The following is a 19,209-nucleotide window of genomic DNA, read 5'->3' on the forward strand; positions in this document are numbered from 1 at the left end:
CGCTCATCGCGGGCGGCGGCCGAGGCCGGCCTGGCGGGCGCGGACGATGGCCTCGGCCCGGTCGGCCACCTGGAGTTTGGTGAAGATGCTGGAGATGTGGTTGGCCACGGTCTTGGGCGCGATGGCCAGCCGTCCGCCGATCTCGCCGTTGGGACGGCCGGCGGCGATCAGATCGAGGACCTGGCGTTCGCGGTCGGTGAGCTCGGGGAACGGCTGATCGGCGGGCTGCGGCGCGGCGAAGAAGCCGAGCACCCGCCGGGCGACGCCCGGACCGAAGATCGCCTCGCCGGCGGCGACGGCGTGGATGGCGCGGGCGATGTCGTCCTGGTGCGAGCCCTTGAGCAGGTAGCCGCGGGCGCCGGAGCGCATGGCGGCGAACACCGAGTCGTCGTCCTCGTACATGGTGAGCATGAGCACCGCGACCTCGGGCGCGGAGCGGGTGACCTGCCGGGTGGCCTCGATGCCGTCCAGCCCGGGCATCTGGATGTCCATGACGAGGACGTCCGGCCGGTGGGTGACCGCTTCGCGGACCGCCGCGTGGCCGTCGGCCGCCTCGCCGACGACGCGCAGCCCCTCGATGGAGCCGAGCAGCGCCCGCAGTCCGCTGCGGACGATGGGATGGTCGTCGGCGAGGACGATCGTGATCATGGTGCCCCCAGCGGCAGGACGGCGACGACCAGGCCCCCGCCGGGGCAGGGTCCGGCGGCGCAGGTGCCGCCCAGTTCCGCGGCGCGCTCGCGCATGGACGTCATGCCCACTCCGGGCAGCCACCGCCCGGCCGGGGCGGCCCCGTCGTCCTGTACCTCCACGCGCAGCCTCCCGTCGGCGTTGATGCGTACATCGATCCGGCCGGCACCGGCATGGCGCACGGCGTTGGTGAGCGCCTCGACCGCGATGCGGTAGGCGGCGGCCTCGATCGCGGCCGGCAGTGCGGGCAGTTCCGGGGCGGTGACCCGTACGGTCAGGTCGACGCGATCCAGGTGCGCGGCGCGCTGCCGGATCGCGCCCGCCAGGCCGAGGTCGTCCAGCGCCGGCGGGCGCAGGTCGTAGACCACCCGCCGGACGTCGTCGATGGCCTGGGCCGTCTCGGTGCGCAGCTCGGCGAGGAGCCTGCGGGCCTCGTCCGGATCGGGGCCGAGGAGGTTGCCCGCCGCGTCGGCCTTGTACGTGACGCCGGTGAGCACCGGGCCGAGCCCGTCGTGCAGGTCGCGGCGGAGGCGCCGCCGCTCCTCCTCGCGGGCCAGGACGATCGCCTCCCGGGACCGCTGCAGCTCCTGGGAGAGGGCGACCGAGCGGACGGCGACCGACAGCGGGGCCGCGAGCAGTTCGAGCAGCGCGCGGTCGGCGCCGCTCAGCCGCTTCTCGCCCGGCCGCAGGCCGATGACGAGCTCGCCGACCCGCTCCTCGCCGTACGCGAGCGGGATCGTGTGGAGCACCTCAGGCGCGGAACCGGACGCGGCCACCTCGGCGCCGCCGGCGCGCAGCGCGGCGAACGGCATCCGCAACGCCTCCCGTACCGCCTCGAGTACCCCGGGCAGGCCGGTGCCCAGCCGCGCGCCGACCCGCGACACGGCCCGGACGGGATCGGCGCGGTCTCCGTAGAGCACCCGGTCCACGCCGCGCTGCAGCCGTACCCGGACGGGGTTGAACCCGGCCGCGATCACGACGGTCGCGAGCGCGGAGGTGCCGAGCCCCACCTCACGCCGCAGGATCTGGTCGAGCAGCAGGACGAGCCCCAGGTAGACGCCGATGACACCGGCGGTGAGCATGACGTAGAGGACCGTCCGCGACACGACCAGGCGGATGTCCAGCAACCGGTGCCGCAGGATCGCGATCGTCATGGCGATCGGCACGAGCGGGATCGAGAACAGCACGTAGGCGGGGGTGCCCGCGATGAGGGCCCAGGGTGTCGTCACCACGAGCATGATCAGTACCGCCAGCAGCAGCCAGAGCAGCTGCCGGCGCAGGACCTCGCCGCCGCGCCGGTAGCGGACGGTCAGCGCGGCCAGGCCCAGGGCCGCGGTGACGACGAACCGGAACTCGGCGATGGTCCACAACGGCTGGAGCCGGTCGTGGTCCGGCAACGTGAGGTACCCGGTGATGCCGGGGACGAGGGCTTCCGGTTCGGCTCCCAGCTCCAAGACGAACAGCGGTGCCGTCAGGGCCGTTCCCCATGCCACGTAACGCCAGCCGGGTCCGAGCGGACGGCCGTCGGGGAAGAGCTGGAGGATCAGCGGCAGGAACAGGCCGATCGACCACGGCCACGCGTACGCGCCGACCGTGACCAGGGCGCGAAGCAGTCCCGGTGGCCAGCCGGCGGCGAGCCCTCCCTCTGCCAGTGGGACGACCGCGGCGGTGGTGGCGTGCCCGATGCCGTCGGCGAGCAGCAGCCAGCCGATCGGATTGCGTGGCCGGTGGTAGGCCAGCAGGAGTCCGCACACGGGAAAGGCCAGCCCCATCACGGAATTGGTCACCACGAAGGAGTTCAGCGCGTGCTCGAATCCGCGGCCGACGACCAGGACGCCGATCACCGCGGTGACGACCTCGGCGGCCGCTAAACCGAACAATGCGACCGCGCACAGGGCCGTCCGTCCCCGCGCGACGTCAGTGGCCATGGCCACATGATGCGGTCACCGGCGCCCGCTTGTCCTGGGTGCGCGCACCCAGGACGCCCGGGAAGTTCTCCCGGCCGGCTCCACCCCGGCACTCATGCGGGTGGGTGCCGAACGGACGGAGGCTGTCGCCACCACGGCCCTCAGCCAAAGGAGAGACCACATGACCGCGACCATGGCGCCGAGCACCCGGACGGCGGTCCCGGTGCGCCGCATCGCACTCGCCCTGCTCATCCCGATCGGACCGCTGTCCATCGCGATTCTGCGGGCCGTCCTCCCGTACACCACCACCGACGACTACGCCGCGGTCATCGACAAGGTCACCGCCCATCAAGGGGCCCAGAGCGCCGTGCTCTGGCTCGGGCTCATCGGCGTCCTCACCGCGGTTCCCGGTGTGATCGCCGTCGGCCTGTACGCCGCCCGCTACAGCCCGCGGCTGGGCACGGCCGGGCTGGTCCTGGCGACCGCCGGCTTCTCCGGGCTGTACGCGCTCCTGGGCACCGACCAGACGGCTCTGTCGGCGGTACGGGCCGGGCTCGACCCCGCCATCGCCGCCCGGCTCCTCGGTGACGCGCACCCTTCGACCGTCGTCGCGACCGCCGTCTTCGTCATCGGCCATGTCCTCGGCGTGGTGCTGCTCGGTACGGCGCTCTGGCGTGGCGGGGCGGTACCGGCCTGGGCCGCGCTGACCATTGTGATCTCCCAGCCGCTGCACTTCGTGTTCGCCGTCGTGGTGCCGAACGCGGCCCTCGACGGTCTTGCCTGGGGCCTCACGACGATCGGCTTCGCGACGGTCGCGCTCGCCTACGCACGGACCCCGCTGCCGGCCTCGGAAAAGGCCGCATGATGGGCGGTGACCCCGAGGTGGTGACCGCCGAGCCGTCGCGAGCGAATCGCGCTGAAGGTCAAGCCTTGGGCGGTACGCGTCCGGGGGGCATGCCGGGCCCGATCGTGGCCTGGATCTCGGACGGGTCGTCCACCTGACCGCAGTGGGCGCACACCGTCCGCTGGGTGATTCCGGTGCCGCACACCGAGTGGGTGTAGAGGATCGGCGGCTCCCCGTCGGTCGCCCACAGGTCGCCCCACTCGGTGAGCGTCACCAGCACGGGTCCGAGCGCACGCCCCTTGTCGGTCAGCAGGTACTCGTACAGCTCGGGCTGCTCGGAGTACCTGTGGCGCCGCATGATCCCGGCCTCGACCAGGCCGTCGAGCCGGGCCTTGAGGATGTTGGTCGCGATGCCCAGGCGGCGCTGGAAGTCGTTGTAGCGGGTCGCCCCGGCGAACAGGGCGTCGCGGACGATCAGCAGGCTCCAGCGTTCGCCGATGACCTCCAGGGCGCGGGCGATCGAACACACCTGTGAGTCATAGGTCTTCCCCAGCATGCATCCCAGTCTACCGAGGCACTTGCGTCATGAAAGCGTCCGGGCTACGGTTACTTGCATGATGCAAGCGGCCCGGGTTTGATGCGGGATTCGCATTCGACGACAAGGAGATCTGGAATGGGCACGCAGAAACTCGGCAGCATCCTTCTCGGCACCACCCGGCCCGCGGAACTGCGTGACTGGTACCGCAGGGCGCTCGCCCCGGGGCACGAGGGCGACGGGCCGATCGATCTCGGCGGCGTCCTGCTGGTCATCGATCAGCGCGACGACGTCGACGCGAAGAACAGCGAGCCGGGCCGAATGATCCTGAACTTCCACGTCGACGACTTCGACGCCGTCGAGGCGCAACTGCGGGCGGCCGGCGTGGAGTGGATCGCTCCCGCCGCGGATCGCCCCGCCGGCCGCTTCGGGACGTTCGCGGACCCGGACGGGAACTACCTCCAGATCATCCAGTTCAAGCAGGACGCCTAAGTCCAGGCGTCGCCGTACGACATCGTGCCCGGCCGGCATCTACCGTGCGCCGGCCGGGCAGGCGGGAAGCCGGAGACTCGCCGCTCCGCGCGTCAGGAGACCAGGGCCTCGCAGGTCCACCGGACCTCGTAGGGAGGTTGGGCGGCGGGACGCTGCCTGGTGCGAGCGGGTGAACGGTGGAGTCTGCGGTGGACCAGCCTTGGGGGTTCTGTGAGGTCATTGATGTCGATTGTCCAGTAATGACTTTCAGTCGCCACCCGGGGACGGTGTGTTACTGGTCACCGTCCGGTCAGGACCCACCACAGGTATCGAAGCTCAGGCGCGCACGTGCCGGCGGGCCTGCGTCAGCAGGCTCTGGGCGTCGTCCGCATAGCCCCATGCTCTGTCGACTGCTTTGGTACGGCCCGCTCGGCTCAGGTGGTGGCGGGCTCTGTCGTGGTCGCCCGCGCGGTAGAAGACGGCGCCGAAGTACTGGTGGGCCTCCATGGTCCGGGGGTGCGGGCGGGGATTCGCCTGCCAGCGGTCGGCCGCGTTCGCCAGGGCGGTGTGGACGCTGGGGCGGGCCAGGTAGGCGTCCAGGTCGTCGAAGGTGCCGAGTTCTCCGCCGATCTCCAGATGTGCCACCGCCAGGACGGTGGTCACCGGGTCGCCGGGGTGGGCGGCTGCGACGGTCGATTCGGCGAAGTCCAGGAGCTCGGCGTCCGACCCCCACCATTTGCGCGCCAGCACCTGGGAACGGGTGATGTGGGCGTCGTACAGGAACGGGCTGCGCCGGGTCAGCTCCCCCCAGATGCGGTCCTGTTCGTCGCGGTCCAGTTGCATGCCGATGCCATGCCACATCAGCTCGCCCCAGGGGACGGGGTCGGCGGGCAGTAGTGCGGCGGCGCGGTAGAGGGGCGGTCCTGCCAGGGCCAGCATCTGCCAGAAGTTGGCGAACTGTTCTTCGCTGACGTATTCGGCGCGGTAAGCGGAGCGTGCCTCCCATGCCTCTTTGAGACGGACGGTGCCCAGCCACATGTACGCATCGGGGTTGCCGGGGTCATTGCTCGCCAGCCACGTCAGTTGTGCGCTTTGGCCGATGGCTTCTTCGGCCAGGTTCTCCAGGTGAAGGCAGCGGGTCTCCGCGTCGCCGCGAGTGCGGGACAGGAGTTCCAAGCCCGCCTGAAGGTCGCCGCTTCTTACCCTGGGCAGCACGGCCGCCAGCGCCGGGTCGTCCCAAGGGGGACGGCGTCGGCGGTCGCGGAGGATGCCGATGAGGCCGGCTTCCGCCATGGTGCGCGGCGGCTTCTTCTGGACGTGCGGCGGCGCCGGCACATCGTCGGTGACGTTGGGCGGGCGGGGCGGGATCTTGTCGTGGGAACGGGCCGGCATGGTCACCCCCAGGCCGGCGGGCAGGTGCCGGTCGATCTCGGCCACCGCCGTCCAGCCGCCGTGCCAGAGGTTCGGCTCGATGGCGACGCTCATGGCGTCCAGGCCGATCAGTACGCGCGCTCCGTCCGGCCAGCCGAGCACGGCGGCGCACTGGTCGAACCGGACCGTCGCCATCTGGGGCCCGCTGAGGAGCGTCGCCCCTTCCGGACCGACGATGAAACCGAGCCGGGGGTTGTCGGGCCTGGTGTGGACGCGGCCTTCCACCGCGGCGGTGGCGACGGTCGGCGCGGGAACGAAGCGCGCTCCCTCCGGCTCCTGGCCGTTCGGCAGCATCAGCAGCGCGCTGTCCAGGACGGTGCGGCCCACCGCCTGGATGTCCCGCGGTTCGATCGCGTCCAGTTCGGCCAGCAGTTCCTCGGTGGTCCGAGGCTTGGAGCCCATGAGTTCGTCCATGCACTGCCCCGTGGCGCGGTTCCGGCGAGCCTCGTCGGAGGCGAGACGGTCATGCCGGGCCGCCACCGCTTCGGCGAGTTCGGACGCGTCCAAAGGCTCGACGGCGATGCGGTCGAGTTCGGCGAGGAACCGCTGCGCCAGTTCCGGCTGCACCTCGGCGAGCCCGTCGGCGTACGCCAGGATCTGCGCGGTGTCGTTCGTGCGGGGCTGGTACTCGACGTTCGTGGTGTAACTGAGTGCGCCGACCCGCCGCAGCACGCGGTGCAGGCGCTGTTCAAGGATCTCGCTGTAGAGCGTGGCGGCGGCGGAGCGCGGCACGATACCGCTCAGCGCGACACCGTTGACGGCGCTGTTCAAATAGGCGGGCGTGTACGGCAGAGCACTGGTGGGCACCGGGACGGGCCGCCGTTCACCCTCGGGAAGGACGAGCCGCAATCCCTCCGGCGGCGGGCCTCCGATGAGGACCAGTCCCGCGTTCTGCCGCGTGAACCAGCGTCCCATCCATTCCTGGACGTCGGCGGCGGTGTAGTCGGCCAGGCCGTGTTCCGGATAGGCGGGCAGGCCGTAGGTGGCGGCCCCGTAACGCCACAGCAGCAACTCCCCGGCCAGGCCCGGGTCACGCCCGTCGGCCTCGGTACGCAGGATGTTCTTCTCGGCTTCGAGGCGGTCCAAGGGCAAAGCGCGTAACGAATCGCAAACGGCGGCCAGGAAGGCGGCGACCTTACCGGGCTCGCCTTTCGTGACGAACATGGTGGTGATGGCGTCCACGCTACCGTTGTAGTGATAGTCGGCATTGTCCACGCCGTGCAGTGCCAGGTGCTCCACTAGATGGGTGATTCCACCTCGGGCAAGGGTTTCGTCGGCCCGTCCCACCCGGAACACCAGGGCCGCCTGATAGTCGTCACCTGGCCTGCCCTCGCTCCAGAAAACCGGCACACCGTCGATTTCCGTACGTAAAATGTCCACACGGCCTCCCCATTCGCGTCGCAAGATCATACAATTCGCCCGTGCAGAAAACGATCTCTTATCGGTATCGGTCACCCTTCGTCCCGTCCCTGTTCCGCTGCGCGATTTCCGTATGGCCGGTGTTCCTGGCCACGGCGGCCATCGCACTGGTTCTTTCCGACCGTGGGGACGGCGACGGAGGCAAGGTCTTGGACTGGCTCCTGGTGCTGTGGCCGTTGACCTTGGTCTGGACGGCGGTCTCGGTGCGGACGGTGTGGGGACGGCGCGTCCGGGGCGCCCGGCTCCAGCGCCCGGCGGACCCGCCGCCCACCGCGTCCCCCACCGCCCTGGCCGCCGGTGACCCCGCCCAGACCACGGTCCATTTCCGCAACGGCACCTTCGTCCCCGCCGGCCGCCGCGACCCGCAGACGGCGATCGCGTTCGCCATCGAACGCCTGTCCGCTCCGAGGGAGCTCCGGGCGTTCCGGATCACCGACACCGCCGACGGCGGACACCTGGTCGCCTTCGCCGACCTGACCGTCCATCTGTCCCCGGACGAGATCAAGCACTCCGGCGTAGCCGACCTCGGCCGCCACGCCGCCGCGAAGCTCTCCCTGGACACCCGAAACCCCGAACCGAGCCACGTCCGCGGCTGGAACGGGCGTTGACCGCCGGCCCATAGGGATCGCTGCATACATTAACGCGCCAATACGTTGCATTAAGGCTGCGCGGTGGCTACAGTCACTAACGCGACAGACTGTTGCGTCAAGGACCCACCGTGGAGGAGAACCGTCGTGATCTACCACCAGATCCGGATCGCCGTGAAGCCGGACGCCCCCGAGGACCAGGTCCAGCACGCGCTCGACCTGATGCGCAGGCTGGGCGGCGAGCTCGACGCCGTCGAGTCCTTCATCGTCGGCCGTGACTTCGGCGGCGAGTTCGAGTACGGCGCCATGTACGCGCTCAAGGACATCGATGCCTACCGCACGTACATGTACGACCCGCTGCACCGCGAGATCGACACGGTCGGGCTGCCGCTGGTCACCAACATGATCTCCATGGACCTCACCGACGACGCGGACCCCGAGATCGGCGACAAGATCGCCAAGGTGCACAGCGACCGGTTCGCGGACCACCCCGAACTGGCCGGCCTGATCGAGGACCTCGGCTCCTACGAGGGCAGCGGCACCTCCGACGGCGGCGCGACGTCCGCGTGAGAAGGGCCACGGGAGACGGCGCACGGGGGACGCGGCCGGTAAGAAGCGCGCCCTGGTCGCCGTGCTGCTGGCCGTCCCGTCCGTCGCCGCCGCGGCGGCAACCGCACTGACCGTCCCGTCACCGAACGCCTACCGTAATTGCGACAGAGTGATGCGTTTGGTAGCGTTCGGAGATGCGCGACCAGCCCGCGGACCAGGCCAAACAGCTTCGGGCCGATGCGGCGACCCGGCGGCCCGGAGGGCGCACGGCCCGTACCGCCGAGGCGGTCCTGGACGCCACGATCACCGAACTCGGCGCCGTCGGCTACGCCGCACTGCGCATCGAGACGGTCGCCGAGCGGGCGGGGGTCAACCGGGCGACGATCTACCGGCGCTGGGGTGACAAACCGAGCCTCGTCGCCGCCGCCTTCACCGCCCGGCAGGCCGAGGTCTCGCCTCCCGCGGACACCGGTGACCTGTACGAGGACCTGCTGTCCTTCCTGCGCGAGGTCCGCCGCGGCTTCGACAGCCCTTGGATCACCGCCCTGATCAAGGAGACCGGCCCCCGTACGGCCGACGACGACGGGCTGCGCCAGGCCCTGGACAAGATCTGGCCCGCCCGCTTCCACCTGTCGCGGGAGATCTTCGTACGGGCGGTGGAGCGCGGCGACCTCCCGGCCGGCGTCGACCCGGACTTCCTCGTCCAGGCCACCGCCGGCCCGCTGTACTTCCGCTGGCTGATGCTCGGCCATCCCCTCACCGATGACTTCCTGCGGCATACCGCCGCCCTCGTCATCGCGGGCGCGCGGCGATCCTGAACTTCCGCGGATGAGCGCCGTACCGGCCGGTGAGCTGCACACATCGATCTCGGCGCCGCCAAGCCCTGACCACGCTCCGCCCCGCACATACCGCCCGTCTAGGGTGAGCCGCAGGCGCGCGTCACCCCACGCGGTGGGACGTAGGGCAATCGGCATCGGCCGGACGAAGGAGCATTCATGGGCAACAACCAGCGTTCCCAGGTCGAGATGACCCCGGAAGAGATCCAGTCGTTCCTCGCGTCCCAGCGCACGGCCACCCTGGTGACGATGGGCCCGGCCGGGCACCCCCACGCGGTGGCGATGTGGTTCGCCGTGCTGGACGGAGTGATCTGGTTCGAGACCAAGGCCAAGGCGCAGAAGGCCGTCAACATCGGCCGCGATGCGCGGGTGACGGTGCTGGTCGAGGACGGCCTGACCTACGACCGGCTCCGCGGCGTCTCCTTCGAGGGCCGCGCCGTGATCGTGGACGACCCGGACGCGCTCTGGCGGGTCGGGGTGAACGTCTGGGAACGCTACAACGGCCCGTACAGCGACGAGGTACGCGAGCTCGTGGAGTTCATGCTGCACAAGCGGGTCGCCGTCCGTGTCGAGGTGGACCGCGCCCGATCCTGGGACCACCGCAAGCTCGGCCTGGACCCGATCCCCCTGGGCGGCACCACCGCCCCCACCTCCGAACAAGGCTGAACCTGCACGAGCGGGTCGCGACGGTGCATGACCTCTTGCCCATGACATGGGGCTGAACTGGGATAAGTCCGGGAAGTGAGGTGGCAGCACCGACGCAGAGCCCGCAAGGAGAGTCGTGGACGTTCAGCTGCCGCCCGAGGACCGGACCGACTTCGACAACGCGAACAAGGGCTTCATCGGCACGGCTCCTCACCCGAGGATCCAGGACGCTTCGGGCCGGACCGTCTGGGACCTGGACGCCTACGCGTTCCTCGACTCCGAATGCCCCGACACCGCCAACCCCAGCCTGTGGCGGCAGTCCCGGCTGACCGCGAAACACGGCCTGTACCAGGTCGCCGTGGGCATCTACCAGGTACGCGGCTTCGACCTGTCCAACATCTCCTTCATCGAAGGCGACCAGGGCGTCATCGTCATCGACCCCCTGCTGTCCACCGAGTGCGCCGCGGCCGCCCTGTCGCTCTACCGCGAGCATCGCGGGGACCGCCCGGTGATGGCGGTCGTCTACAGCCATTCGCACGCCGACCACTTCGGCGGCGTGCGCGGAGTCGTCCCCGACGGCGCCGGCATCCCCATCATCGCCCCGGCCGGATTCCTGGAGCACGCCGTCGCCGAGAACGTCTACGCCGGCGCCGCCATGAACCGCCGCGCCATCTTCATGTACGGGTCGGAGCTGCCCAAGGGCGCCACCGGCCAGATCGGTGCCGGGCTCGGCCAGACCACCTCCACCGGGACGATCTCGCTGATCGAGCCGACCCTGTCCATCACCGAGACCGGCCAGGAAGAGGTCATCGACGGCGTCCGGATCGTCTTCCAGTTGACCCCTGGCACCGAGGCCCCGGCCGAGATGAACTTCTCGTTCCCCGACCGGCGCGCCCTGTGCATGGCCGAGAACGCCACCCACAACCTGCACAACCTGCTGACCCTGCGCGGCGCGCTCGTCCGCGACCCGCGGGTCTGGGCCCGCTACCTCACCGAGGCGATCGAGCTGTTCGCCGCCGACTCCGACGTGCTGTTCGCGTCCCACCACTGGCCGACCTGGGGCACCCGCGAGCTCACCACGTTCCTGTCCCAGCAGCGGGACCTGTACGCCTACCTGCACGACCAGACGCTGCGGATGCTCAACCAGGGCTACACCGGCAACGAGATCGCCGAGATGATCCAGATGCCGCCCGCTCTGGAACGGGCCTGGCACACCCACGGCTACTACGGCTCGGTCTCCCACAACGTCAAGGCCATCTACCAGCGCTACATGGGCTGGTTCGACGGCAACCCCGCCCACCTGTGGGAACTGCCGCCCGAGGAGTCGGCGAAGAAGCACGTGGAGTACATGGGCGGCGCCGACACCATCGTCTCCAGGGCCAGCGGCGCCTTCGAGGACGGCGAGTGGCGCTGGGCCGCACAGGTCCTCAACTACGTCGTCTTCGCCGACCCGGACCACACCGCCGCCCGCGACCTGCTCGCGCAGGTCTACGCCAAGCTCGGCGAGGGCAGCGAGAACGGCACCTGGCGCAACTTCTACCTGCAGGGCGCCGAAGAGCTACGCGGCAACAAGCCCGCCAACACCCTCGACACCACGACCCCCGACGTCGCTCTCGCCCTGAGCATCGACCAGGTCTTCGACTCCCTGGCCATCCGCGTCGACGGCCCGCGCGCCTGGGACACCCGCCTCACCATCGACTGGAACTTCACCGACCTCAAGAAGGAGACCAGGCTCAGTCTCGCGAACGGCGTCCTCACCCCGTCCCGCGCCCATGACGGCACCCCGGCCGATGTCACCCTGACCCTCACCAAGCCGCAACTGCTCCAGCTCGTCGCCACCGGCAAGCTCGACGGCATCCAGACCGACGGCGACCCGCAGGCGCTCACCACGCTGATCGGCCTCCTGGACGACGTCGACCGCGAGTTCGACATCGTCACCCCGTGACGGCGGCCCTTCGCCGCCAGGGGACGTGATGCCGATCCGGCTGCGGGACCGGCTGGTCCCGCCGGCACAACGGCGGACGCTCGAAGAGCTCACCGAGACCCTCGACCTGCGGGCCGGCGACCGTGCCTCCACCTACTCGGCGTTCTGGACGATGCTCGTCCTGTCGTCGGTGATCGCCGCCGCCGGAGTGATGTCCGACTCCACCGCGACGGTCATCGGCGCGATGATCATCGCGCCGCTGTCGACGCCCATCATGGGACTGGCTCTCGGCCTGGTGAAGCAGCGCAGCACCGGCGCGGGCAGGTTCGTCCTCGGCGGGGCGGCCGCCGTCGTCGCCGTGGGACTGCTCGCCTCGCTCGTGGTCCCCTCCTCCTACCACCTGCTGTCCAACAGCCAGATCTCCGGCCGTACCTCGCCCGGCCTCGCCGACCTGCTCGCCGCGCTCGCCACCGGCCTGGCCGGAGCCATCGCCCTCGCCCGCCGCGACGTGGGCGCCGTCCTGCCCGGCGTGGCGATCGCCATCTCGCTCGTCCCGCCCCTGGTCGTGGCGGGCGTCTGCCTCGGAGCCGGCGCACCCGCACTCGCGGCCGGCGCGCTGGTGCTGTTCCTGTCCAACGTGCTCTCACTCGTACTGGCCGGAACGTTCGTCTTCGCCACCCTCGGCTACCACGACATCCCGCCGGCCCGCAGAACACGTAGCCGCGCCACCCTCGCGCTCGGCGGACTCGGCCTGCTCGTCGCCGTACCGCTCGTCCTCAGCACCGCCGCCAACTACCTGTTCGCCGCCTGGGAGAACCAGGTGCGGCAGACCACGGCCCAATGGCTGGCCGCCGAACCCGGCGCCACCGTCATCGGCGTCGAGGCACGGGCAACGACCGTCCACATCTCCATCCGCACGCCCTCCGCGCTACCACCGGTCTCCGACCTGCGCGCCCGCCTCGACGACGTCCTCCCCGCCGGCCTGGCCATCGTCATCGACACCACGCAAGGCCGCACCATCAACGTCTCCCCGCAACACCCTCCTCGTTGACTCGTGGCGTGTTCGCCCCCGGAGCCCCCCGTGGAGGCGAACACGCCACGAGTCAACGTGAGTACGAGACGGCGCCATGGGCTGCCAGGTCGGCGATCGGCGTTCGTCCGCACGGCTTTGATGGTCAGGCCGGTATCGGCCGATCGAGTGGCGATGCCTGGGCGAGGCCGGGGTTTTTTGTGATCGTGAGCCTCATACGACAGTTGAGGCTCGTATGACGGTTGAGCCTCGTACGAGGATGTGCAGAGGGCGGGAGGCCCCGTGATCCGATTCGCCGTTGTGGCCGGAGTGGTGCTGGGTGCGGGGTTGATGGCGCCGAGCGCTTCCGCGCAGGAGATCCAGGACGACCAGATCCAGGACAGCCAGATCCAGGACATCCGGGTCAAGGAGAGCAAGGGGCGCATCGCCGCGGTCGGGCCCGGCTTCACGCTCAAGCTGACCAGGCACGGGATCACCACGAGCATGGTGGACGAGGAGTTCGGCGATCCCGGTACGGGCAACGAGATCGTGCGGCAGGTAATCGACCTGGCCGGGCGCACCTTCCGGCCGTTCGTGTGCGAGAACGGCACGTACACGGTCACGTCGGGCACCTTCGAGCGCGCCTGGCGGTTCTCGCTGCTGGAACGGCGGCCCGCGCCGTACCCGGAGCGGTTCCACACCGGGTTCCCCGGCTTCGTGACGCCGTTCCTGGGCACGTTCGACGCCACCGTGACCGACGAGGCGGGCGAGACGCTGCGGATCCTGATCTCGGACCTGGCGTACGAGGCGCGGACGAGGGACGGCGGGTTCCGGTCGACGGCGCCCATTCACGGGTTCGTGGTGGACCGGAAGGGCAAGATCCGGGACCGCATCTCGCTCTTCGGCCGGTTCCGTTCCGGGCCCGACGGCGCGACCCCCCGGTACTGGATCGAGGACCGCGGCACCTGTCATCAGACGGCCGACCTCGGCTGGGGCGTGCCGGACACCGACCGCGTGGTGGTGACGGGGCCGCTGCTGGTCTTCCCGTTCAACTCCCCCGTCGTCACGCCCGGGCGCTGATCGGCGCCGGCTACGAGCCTGCCTCGTCGGGATCCGTGCGTCCGGCGGCGAAGCCGGAGGTGAAGTCCGCCGTGCCGATGGCGGCCTCGATCGCGAGGGTGATCCGGTCCACGTCGCCGCGCTCGGCGGGTGGGAGCGGGGCGTTCGCGCGGTCGCGGATCGCGGCGGCCGCGCCCAGCCGGCGGGCGGCGGCGCGGTGGTCGCCCGCGGCGGCGTCGGCACCGGCGAGGCCCTCATAGGCGAGCGCGACCGAGCGCGGGTCTCCCGCGGCTCGTGCGCACTCCAGGCCCTGCTCATGCCACTTGTACGCGGCGGCGGTGTCACCACGCAGTTCCGCGTTGAAGCCCAGCTCGGCCAGGATGAGGGCCTGGGCGAGCACGGAGTCCAGCTCGCGGTTCCACTCCAGCCAGCGGAGCAGCAGTGGCTCGGCCTCGTCCAGGCGGCCCTGGCGGCGCAGGCTCAGCGCGAGCCCCAGCTCGGCGAACTCCTCGCCGACCGTGTAGCCCTGTTCCACCGCGTGGGCCCTGGCCCGATCGTGCAGCTCGTCGGCCTGGGCGTGGTCTCCGGAGAGCAGCGCGATCCGGCCGAGCATGGACAGCTTGTCGCTGACCTCCGTCCACACGCCGAGTTCCTCGGCCGTCCGCAGCCCGTCGCGATGCAGCCGGGCCGCCTCGGCGTAGTCGCCGACGATCTCCGCGTGCACGCCCAGCGCGAACGTGGCGTGCAGCCGTCCCCACTGGTCGCCCAGCTCGGTGAACAGGGCCATGCTCCGCCGACCGTGGCCGGCCAGCGCCTCCAGGTCGCTGCGGACGAGCGCCTGCCGCGCCAGCGAGCTGTACGCGGCCGCCGTGCACCAGCGATCGCCGATGCGGCGGGACACCTCCAGCACGTGCGCGGCCCTCTCCTCACCGGCCGTACGCTCACCGACGCCCAGGCGGGCGAGCGTCAGGAACGCCTCGGCGCGCGTCCGCGAGGCCAGGGCGGTCAGATCGGACGGCTGCGCGTCCAGCGCCGCGAGGTCCTCCGGGTCCGGTGCCGTTCCCATGCGGAGGCTGAACGCGGCGCGCCAGACGCGCGCCGTGCCGATCGCGTCCTCGTCCCCTGCCGTGACGAGGGCGGCCGTCAGTGCCCGTTGCCCTTCGCCCAGCCGTCCGCGCAGGACCCAGTACCAGGCGAGGGAGTTGGCCAGGCCGGTTCCGCCGCCGCGTCCGAGCGCCAGCCGCATGTTCGCCGATTCGGCGTCCAGCCTCCGTAGCCATTGGCGCTGGGCGGGGCCGCGCAGATGCGCGTCGGCGGCGACCGCCAGCTCGCTGTAGTAGCGCCGGTGCCTGTCCTCGATCTCCGCGTCCTCACCGGCTTCGCGCAGCCGTTCGTGGCAGTACGCGGCGACCGACTCCAGCAGCCGGTACCGGGTACCGGACGCGGTGGCGGAGACGGCGACCAGCGAACGGTCCACGAGCCCGGCGAGCAGGTCCAGGACGTCCAGGCCCTCCTCGCCGCTCACCCGTTCGGCGGCGTCCAGCGTGCAGCCCTCCGCGTGGACGGCCAGCCGCCGCAGAACGGTGCGCTGCTCGCCGGTGAGGGGCTGCCAGCTCCAGTCGATCATCGCCCGCAGGGTGCGCTGCCGTTCGGGCGCGTCCCCGTACCCGCTGCCTCGGCCCAGAACGCGGAACCGGTCGTCGAGCCGGGCGGCCAGCTCCTGCACGCCGAGGGCGCGGACCCTGGTCGCCGCCAGTTCGAGGGCGAGCGGGAGGCCGTCCAGGCGGCGGCAGATCGCGGCGACGGCCGCCGCGTCGTCCGCCGTCACCGAGAAGCCGGGGGCGGCGGCCGCGGCTCGCGCGGTGAACAGCTCGACGGCGCTCGGCTCGGCGAGGGGCGGCACACCGAACAGCACCTCGCCGGTCGTGGCGAGCGGACGCTGGCTGGTGGCCAGCACGCGAAGGCCGGGGGCGGCGCGCAGCAGCGCACCGGTCAGCTCGGCGGCGTCCGCGGCAAGTTGCTCGCAGTTGTCCAGGACGAGCAGCAGGCGCTTGGGCCGCAGCGCCTCGGCGAGCCTGGCGGTGAGGTGCGGCGCGGTCTCGTCGCGGACGTCCAAGGCGGCCGCCACCAGCTCGGCCGCCGCTTCGGCGCAGGTCGCGGTCGCCAGCTCGACCAGCCAGACGCCGTCGGGAAAGCGGCCGGCGAGCCGCCGCGCGCTCTCCACCGCGAGCCGCGTCTTGCCGACGCCGCCCGGGCCGGTCAACGTCACCAGACGGCCGGCGTCGAGAAGCTCAGTGACCTGGCCGAGCTCCTTCTCGCGACCGACCAGCTCGGTCAGCGGCGCGGGCAGGTTGGTACGGGGTTCGGACGCCGGCGCGGCTTCCAGTCCGGCGTCCTGCTCGAGGATCGACTGGTGGAGCGCGGCGATCTCGCGGCCGGGATCCACGCCCAGCTCGTCCGCGAGGCGCTCGCGCAGATCCCGGTAGCCGTCGAGTGCTTCGCTCTGGCGACCGGCCAGGTAGAGCGCTCGCAGATGGGCGGCCCGCAGCCGTTCCCTGAGCGGGTGCCTGGCGACCAGATCGCCCAGCTCGTCCGCGAGCACGCCGGGCTCGCCCAGTTCCAGGCGGGCCTCGGCGAGTTCCTCGTACGCGGTCAGGCGCAGCTCGTCCAGGAGGGTGCGTTCGGCGCCGGTGAACTCCTCGTCGGCGAAGTCCAGCAGCGCCGGGCCACGCCACAGCGCCAGGGCCTCCCCGAGGATCCCGGCTCTCGCTCTGGGACCGTCCGCCGTACGCGCACGGGCGAGCAGGGCGCGGAACCGTCCGCTGTCCACGTCCTCGGGCTCAACCGCCAGCAGGTATCCGGGCGGCCTGGACACCAGCAGCTTGCGTCCGCCCGGCTCGGCGTCGTCCAGAACGCGCCGCAGCTGGGACGCCCGTGTCTGCAGGGACGCCGCCGGGTTGGCGGGCAGGCCCTCGCCCCACAGTGCCTCGATCAGCCGGTCGGCGGGCACGACCCGTCCCGGCTCGATGAGCAGCTGTGTCAGCAGTGCGCGCACCTTGACCTCAGGGATGCGCACCTGCCCGCCCTCGCCCGTCCACACGGCGAGCGGTCCCAGCACCCCGAAACGCATGTCCTGAACCTACCTAAAGGCCGTCCTGAGTCCGTCTGGAGTGGGTTCGCGCACTGTGAGGCATCGAAAGGAGGGCCGATACCGATGCAGCGAATCGCGATCATCATCCCGGGCGACGCGGACCACGCGGACCGGGCGGTGGCCGACTGGCTCGCCGGGCGGGTGCGCCTGCGCGGCGGCGCCGAGGCGGACGTGCTCGATCTCGCCGCCGCGTGCCTGCCGGACGCTCCGTCCTGCCTGCCCGGCGCCGCGGACGGTCCGCCGGTACCGCCGCCTCCCGCGGTGGACGACCTGGTCCCGTGGCTGACCGCCGCGGACGGCTTCCTGCTCGTACTCAAGGACGGGCCACCGGAACTGCTGCGGCCGGCCCTCACCTGGTGCGGCGAGTGCTGGCGGGCCAAGCCCGTCGGCCTCACCTGGTACGGCGGGTCCCCGTCCACGGAGGGCGAGGTGCGCGCACTGCTCCGTTCCGCCGGAGCCGTCCCGGTCGGCGCGGTCGCGCGCTTCGGCGACCTGTCCTGCGCCGACCAGGCCGACCACATGCTCGACGAGATCGCGTCCTGGACACGCGAGACCCCTGAAACCCGAACCCCTGAAACCCCCTGGAGTGAATGACCATGTCTTCCACCGTCGTGAGCCCCCGCGCTGGGGCGAGGGAGTGGCTCGGCCTGACCGTGCTGCTGCTTCCTACCGTTCTGCTGTTCCTGGCGATGACCGTGCTGTTCCTCGCCACCCCCCAGATCTCCGCCGATCTGGCGCCCAGCAGCGGCCAGCTGCTGTGGATCAATGATGTGTACGGCCTGGTGATGGCGAGCCTGCTGGTCGCCATGGGCACGCTCGGCGACCGGATAGGGCGGCGCAGGATCCTGCTCTTCGGCGCCGCGATCTTCGGTGCGACCTCCGTCGCGGCGGCCTTCTCGCCCGACGCGGGCTGGCTGATCGCCTCGCGGGCCCTGATGGGCGTCGGCGCGGCGGCCGTGATGCCGTCCACGCTGTCGCTGATCAGCAACATGTTCCGGAACGACCGCCAGCGCGCCACCGCCATCGGGCTGTGGGCCGCGTCGGTCTCGGTCGGTGTCGCGGTCGGCCCGCTGGTCGGCGGACTGCTGCTGGAGTCGTTCTGGTGGGGTGCGGCCCTGCTGGTCGGCGTGCCCGTGATGGCACTGGTCCTGGTCGCGGCTCCGCTGCTCGTCCCCGAGTACAAGGCTCCGCAGGCCGGGTCGCTGGACGTACCGAGCGTGCTGCTGTCCATGGCGTCGCTGCTGCCGATCGTGTACGGCATCAAGGAGTTCGCCAAGCACGGGCTCACCGCGACCGCGATCGTGACGGCGCTCGTCGGCCTGGCGTTCTCGGTGGTGTTCGTCCGCCGCCAGCTCAGGCTCGACAGCCCGCTGCTGGACGTGCGGCTGTTCGCGAACCGGACCTTCAGCGGGGCGCTGGGCGTCTTCCTGTTCTCGGCGATCGCACTCGGCGGCGTCTACCTGCTGTTCACCCAGTACCTGCAGCTGGTGGCCGGGCTGTCGCCGCTGGAGTCCGGACTGTGGATCCTGCCCGCGGCGCTCGCCCTGGTGGCCGTCTCGATGCTGTCCCCCAAGATCGCCCGCAGGGTGCGCCCGGCGTACGTGGTGGCCGGCGGCTCGCTCTTCTCGGTGGCCGGGTACCTCGTCCTGACCCAGGTCGAGGCGTCCGGGCTGACGCTGCTGATCATCGGGTTCTACCTGCTCTACCCCGGTATCGCCCCGACCATGGCGCTCACCACCGGCATGGTGATCGGCGCCGCGCCGCCGGAGAAGGCGGGTGCCGCCTCCGCGGTCAACACCACCGCCAGCGACCTCGGCGTCTCGCTCGGCGTCGCCGTCCTCGGCAGCATCGGCGCGGCCGTCTACCGCGCGCAGATGCCCGATGACGCCGGTGCCGCGGCGGGCGACACGCTGCCGGGCGCGCTGGCCACCGCCGCCGACCTGCCCGCCGCCCAGGCCGCCCAGCTGGTCGACCAGGCCAGGGACGCCTTCGCGGACGGCCTGAACCTCGCGGCCGGAGGAGCCGCCGTCCTGGCCGCGCTGGCCGCCGTCCTGGCGATCACGCTGCTCCGGAAGATCCCCGCGACCGGTGACCCCGCACCGGCCGAAACCCCCGTCCAGCGAGAGGAGGAACTCGTCCACGCCTGAGAAACGTG

At 71.3% G+C, this 19,209-nt stretch carries 16 protein-coding genes; 11 read left to right on the top strand and 5 right to left on the bottom strand.

The window, feature by feature from the left end:
- Window positions 1–3 precede the first annotated feature (3 nt).
- Both ACH34Q_RS22980 and ACH34Q_RS22985 read right to left on the bottom strand, forming a co-directional pair.
- Entirely contained in the window at window positions 4–648 is a 645-nt protein-coding gene (locus tag ACH34Q_RS22980) for a response regulator (protein ID WP_395985076.1), read from the bottom strand.
- Entirely contained in the window at window positions 645–2,615 is a 1,971-nt protein-coding gene (locus tag ACH34Q_RS22985) for a sensor histidine kinase (RefSeq protein ID WP_395985077.1), read from the bottom strand. Before ACH34Q_RS22985 ends, ACH34Q_RS22980 begins: the two co-directional genes overlap by 4 nt.
- Before the next feature lie 160 nt (window positions 2,616–2,775).
- On the opposite strand from ACH34Q_RS22985, the gene ACH34Q_RS22990 reads away from it, so the two are divergent.
- The gene (locus ACH34Q_RS22990; RefSeq protein WP_395985078.1) at window positions 2,776–3,459 is read left to right on the top strand and encodes a hypothetical protein; all 684 of its coding nucleotides are present in this window, start codon (window positions 2,776–2,778) and stop codon (window positions 3,457–3,459) included.
- Between the two features lie 58 nt (window positions 3,460–3,517).
- Here ACH34Q_RS22990 and ACH34Q_RS22995 read toward each other — a convergent pair whose 3' ends face one another.
- Complete coding sequence (locus ACH34Q_RS22995; RefSeq protein WP_395985079.1) at window positions 3,518–3,994, bottom strand: winged helix-turn-helix transcriptional regulator; 477 nt, start codon at window positions 3,992–3,994, stop codon at window positions 3,518–3,520.
- A 117-nt stretch (window positions 3,995–4,111) separates the two neighbouring features.
- Between ACH34Q_RS22995 and ACH34Q_RS23000 the strand changes: the two genes are divergently transcribed.
- Entirely contained in the window at window positions 4,112–4,465 is a 354-nt protein-coding gene (locus ACH34Q_RS23000) for a VOC family protein (protein WP_395985080.1), read from the top strand.
- Between the two features lie 315 nt (window positions 4,466–4,780).
- On the opposite strand, the gene ACH34Q_RS23005 is transcribed toward ACH34Q_RS23000, so the two are convergent.
- Window positions 4,781–7,285, bottom strand: a complete 2,505-nt coding sequence (locus ACH34Q_RS23005; protein WP_395985081.1) for a M16 family metallopeptidase — start codon at window positions 7,283–7,285, stop codon at window positions 4,781–4,783.
- A gap of 158 nt (window positions 7,286–7,443) precedes the next feature.
- Here ACH34Q_RS23005 and ACH34Q_RS23010 point away from each other — a divergent pair, with 158 nt between their 5' ends.
- The 7 genes from ACH34Q_RS23010 to ACH34Q_RS23040 all read left to right on the top strand — a co-directional run bounded on the left by ACH34Q_RS23010 (window position 7,444) and on the right by ACH34Q_RS23040 (window position 13,924).
- Window positions 7,444–7,902: a hypothetical protein gene (locus ACH34Q_RS23010; RefSeq protein WP_395985082.1), complete on the top strand. Its 459-nt coding sequence runs from the start codon at window positions 7,444–7,446 to the stop codon at window positions 7,900–7,902.
- A 126-nt stretch (window positions 7,903–8,028) separates the two neighbouring features.
- On the top strand, window positions 8,029–8,451 hold the full coding sequence (locus ACH34Q_RS23015) for a Dabb family protein (protein ID WP_395985083.1): 423 nt from the start codon (window positions 8,029–8,031) through the stop codon (window positions 8,449–8,451).
- 173 nt (window positions 8,452–8,624) lie between these two features.
- The gene (locus ACH34Q_RS23020; RefSeq protein WP_395985084.1) at window positions 8,625–9,248 is read left to right on the top strand and encodes a TetR/AcrR family transcriptional regulator; all 624 of its coding nucleotides are present in this window, start codon (window positions 8,625–8,627) and stop codon (window positions 9,246–9,248) included.
- A 177-nt stretch (window positions 9,249–9,425) separates the two neighbouring features.
- Window positions 9,426–9,932: a pyridoxamine 5'-phosphate oxidase family protein gene (locus ACH34Q_RS23025; protein ID WP_395985085.1), complete on the top strand. Its 507-nt coding sequence runs from the start codon at window positions 9,426–9,428 to the stop codon at window positions 9,930–9,932.
- A gap of 115 nt (window positions 9,933–10,047) precedes the next feature.
- Window positions 10,048–11,856 (top strand): alkyl/aryl-sulfatase, encoded by a 1,809-nt coding sequence (locus tag ACH34Q_RS23030; RefSeq protein ID WP_395985086.1) that lies wholly within the window; start codon window positions 10,048–10,050, stop codon window positions 11,854–11,856.
- Window positions 11,857–11,884: 28 nt separating this feature from the next.
- Window positions 11,885–12,886, top strand: coding sequence for a DUF389 domain-containing protein (locus tag ACH34Q_RS23035; protein WP_395985087.1), 1,002 nt, complete (start codon window positions 11,885–11,887; stop codon window positions 12,884–12,886).
- Between the two features lie 261 nt (window positions 12,887–13,147).
- Window positions 13,148–13,924, top strand: coding sequence for a hypothetical protein (locus ACH34Q_RS23040; RefSeq protein ID WP_395985088.1), 777 nt, complete (start codon window positions 13,148–13,150; stop codon window positions 13,922–13,924).
- A 10-nt stretch (window positions 13,925–13,934) separates the two neighbouring features.
- Here the strand turns inward: ACH34Q_RS23040 and ACH34Q_RS23045 are convergent, their stop codons facing one another.
- A complete protein-coding gene (locus ACH34Q_RS23045; protein ID WP_395985089.1) occupies window positions 13,935–17,033 on the bottom strand; it encodes a BTAD domain-containing putative transcriptional regulator in 3,099 nt (1,032 codons plus the stop codon).
- A gap of 84 nt (window positions 17,034–17,117) precedes the next feature.
- Here ACH34Q_RS23045 and ACH34Q_RS23050 point away from each other — a divergent pair, with 84 nt between their 5' ends.
- Together ACH34Q_RS23050 and ACH34Q_RS23055 are read left to right on the top strand one after the other, a co-directional pair.
- On the top strand, window positions 17,118–17,648 hold the full coding sequence (locus tag ACH34Q_RS23050; RefSeq protein ID WP_395985090.1) for an NAD(P)H-dependent oxidoreductase: 531 nt from the start codon (window positions 17,118–17,120) through the stop codon (window positions 17,646–17,648).
- Window positions 17,649–17,650: 2 nt separating this feature from the next.
- Window positions 17,651–19,201, top strand: a complete 1,551-nt coding sequence (locus ACH34Q_RS23055; RefSeq protein ID WP_395985091.1) for an MFS transporter — start codon at window positions 17,651–17,653, stop codon at window positions 19,199–19,201.
- Window positions 19,202–19,209 lie beyond the last annotated feature (8 nt).

This window comes from Actinomadura sp. 9N407 (assembly GCF_044326315.1).
Classification (GTDB): Bacteria; Actinomycetota; Actinomycetes; order Streptosporangiales; family Streptosporangiaceae; genus Spirillospora.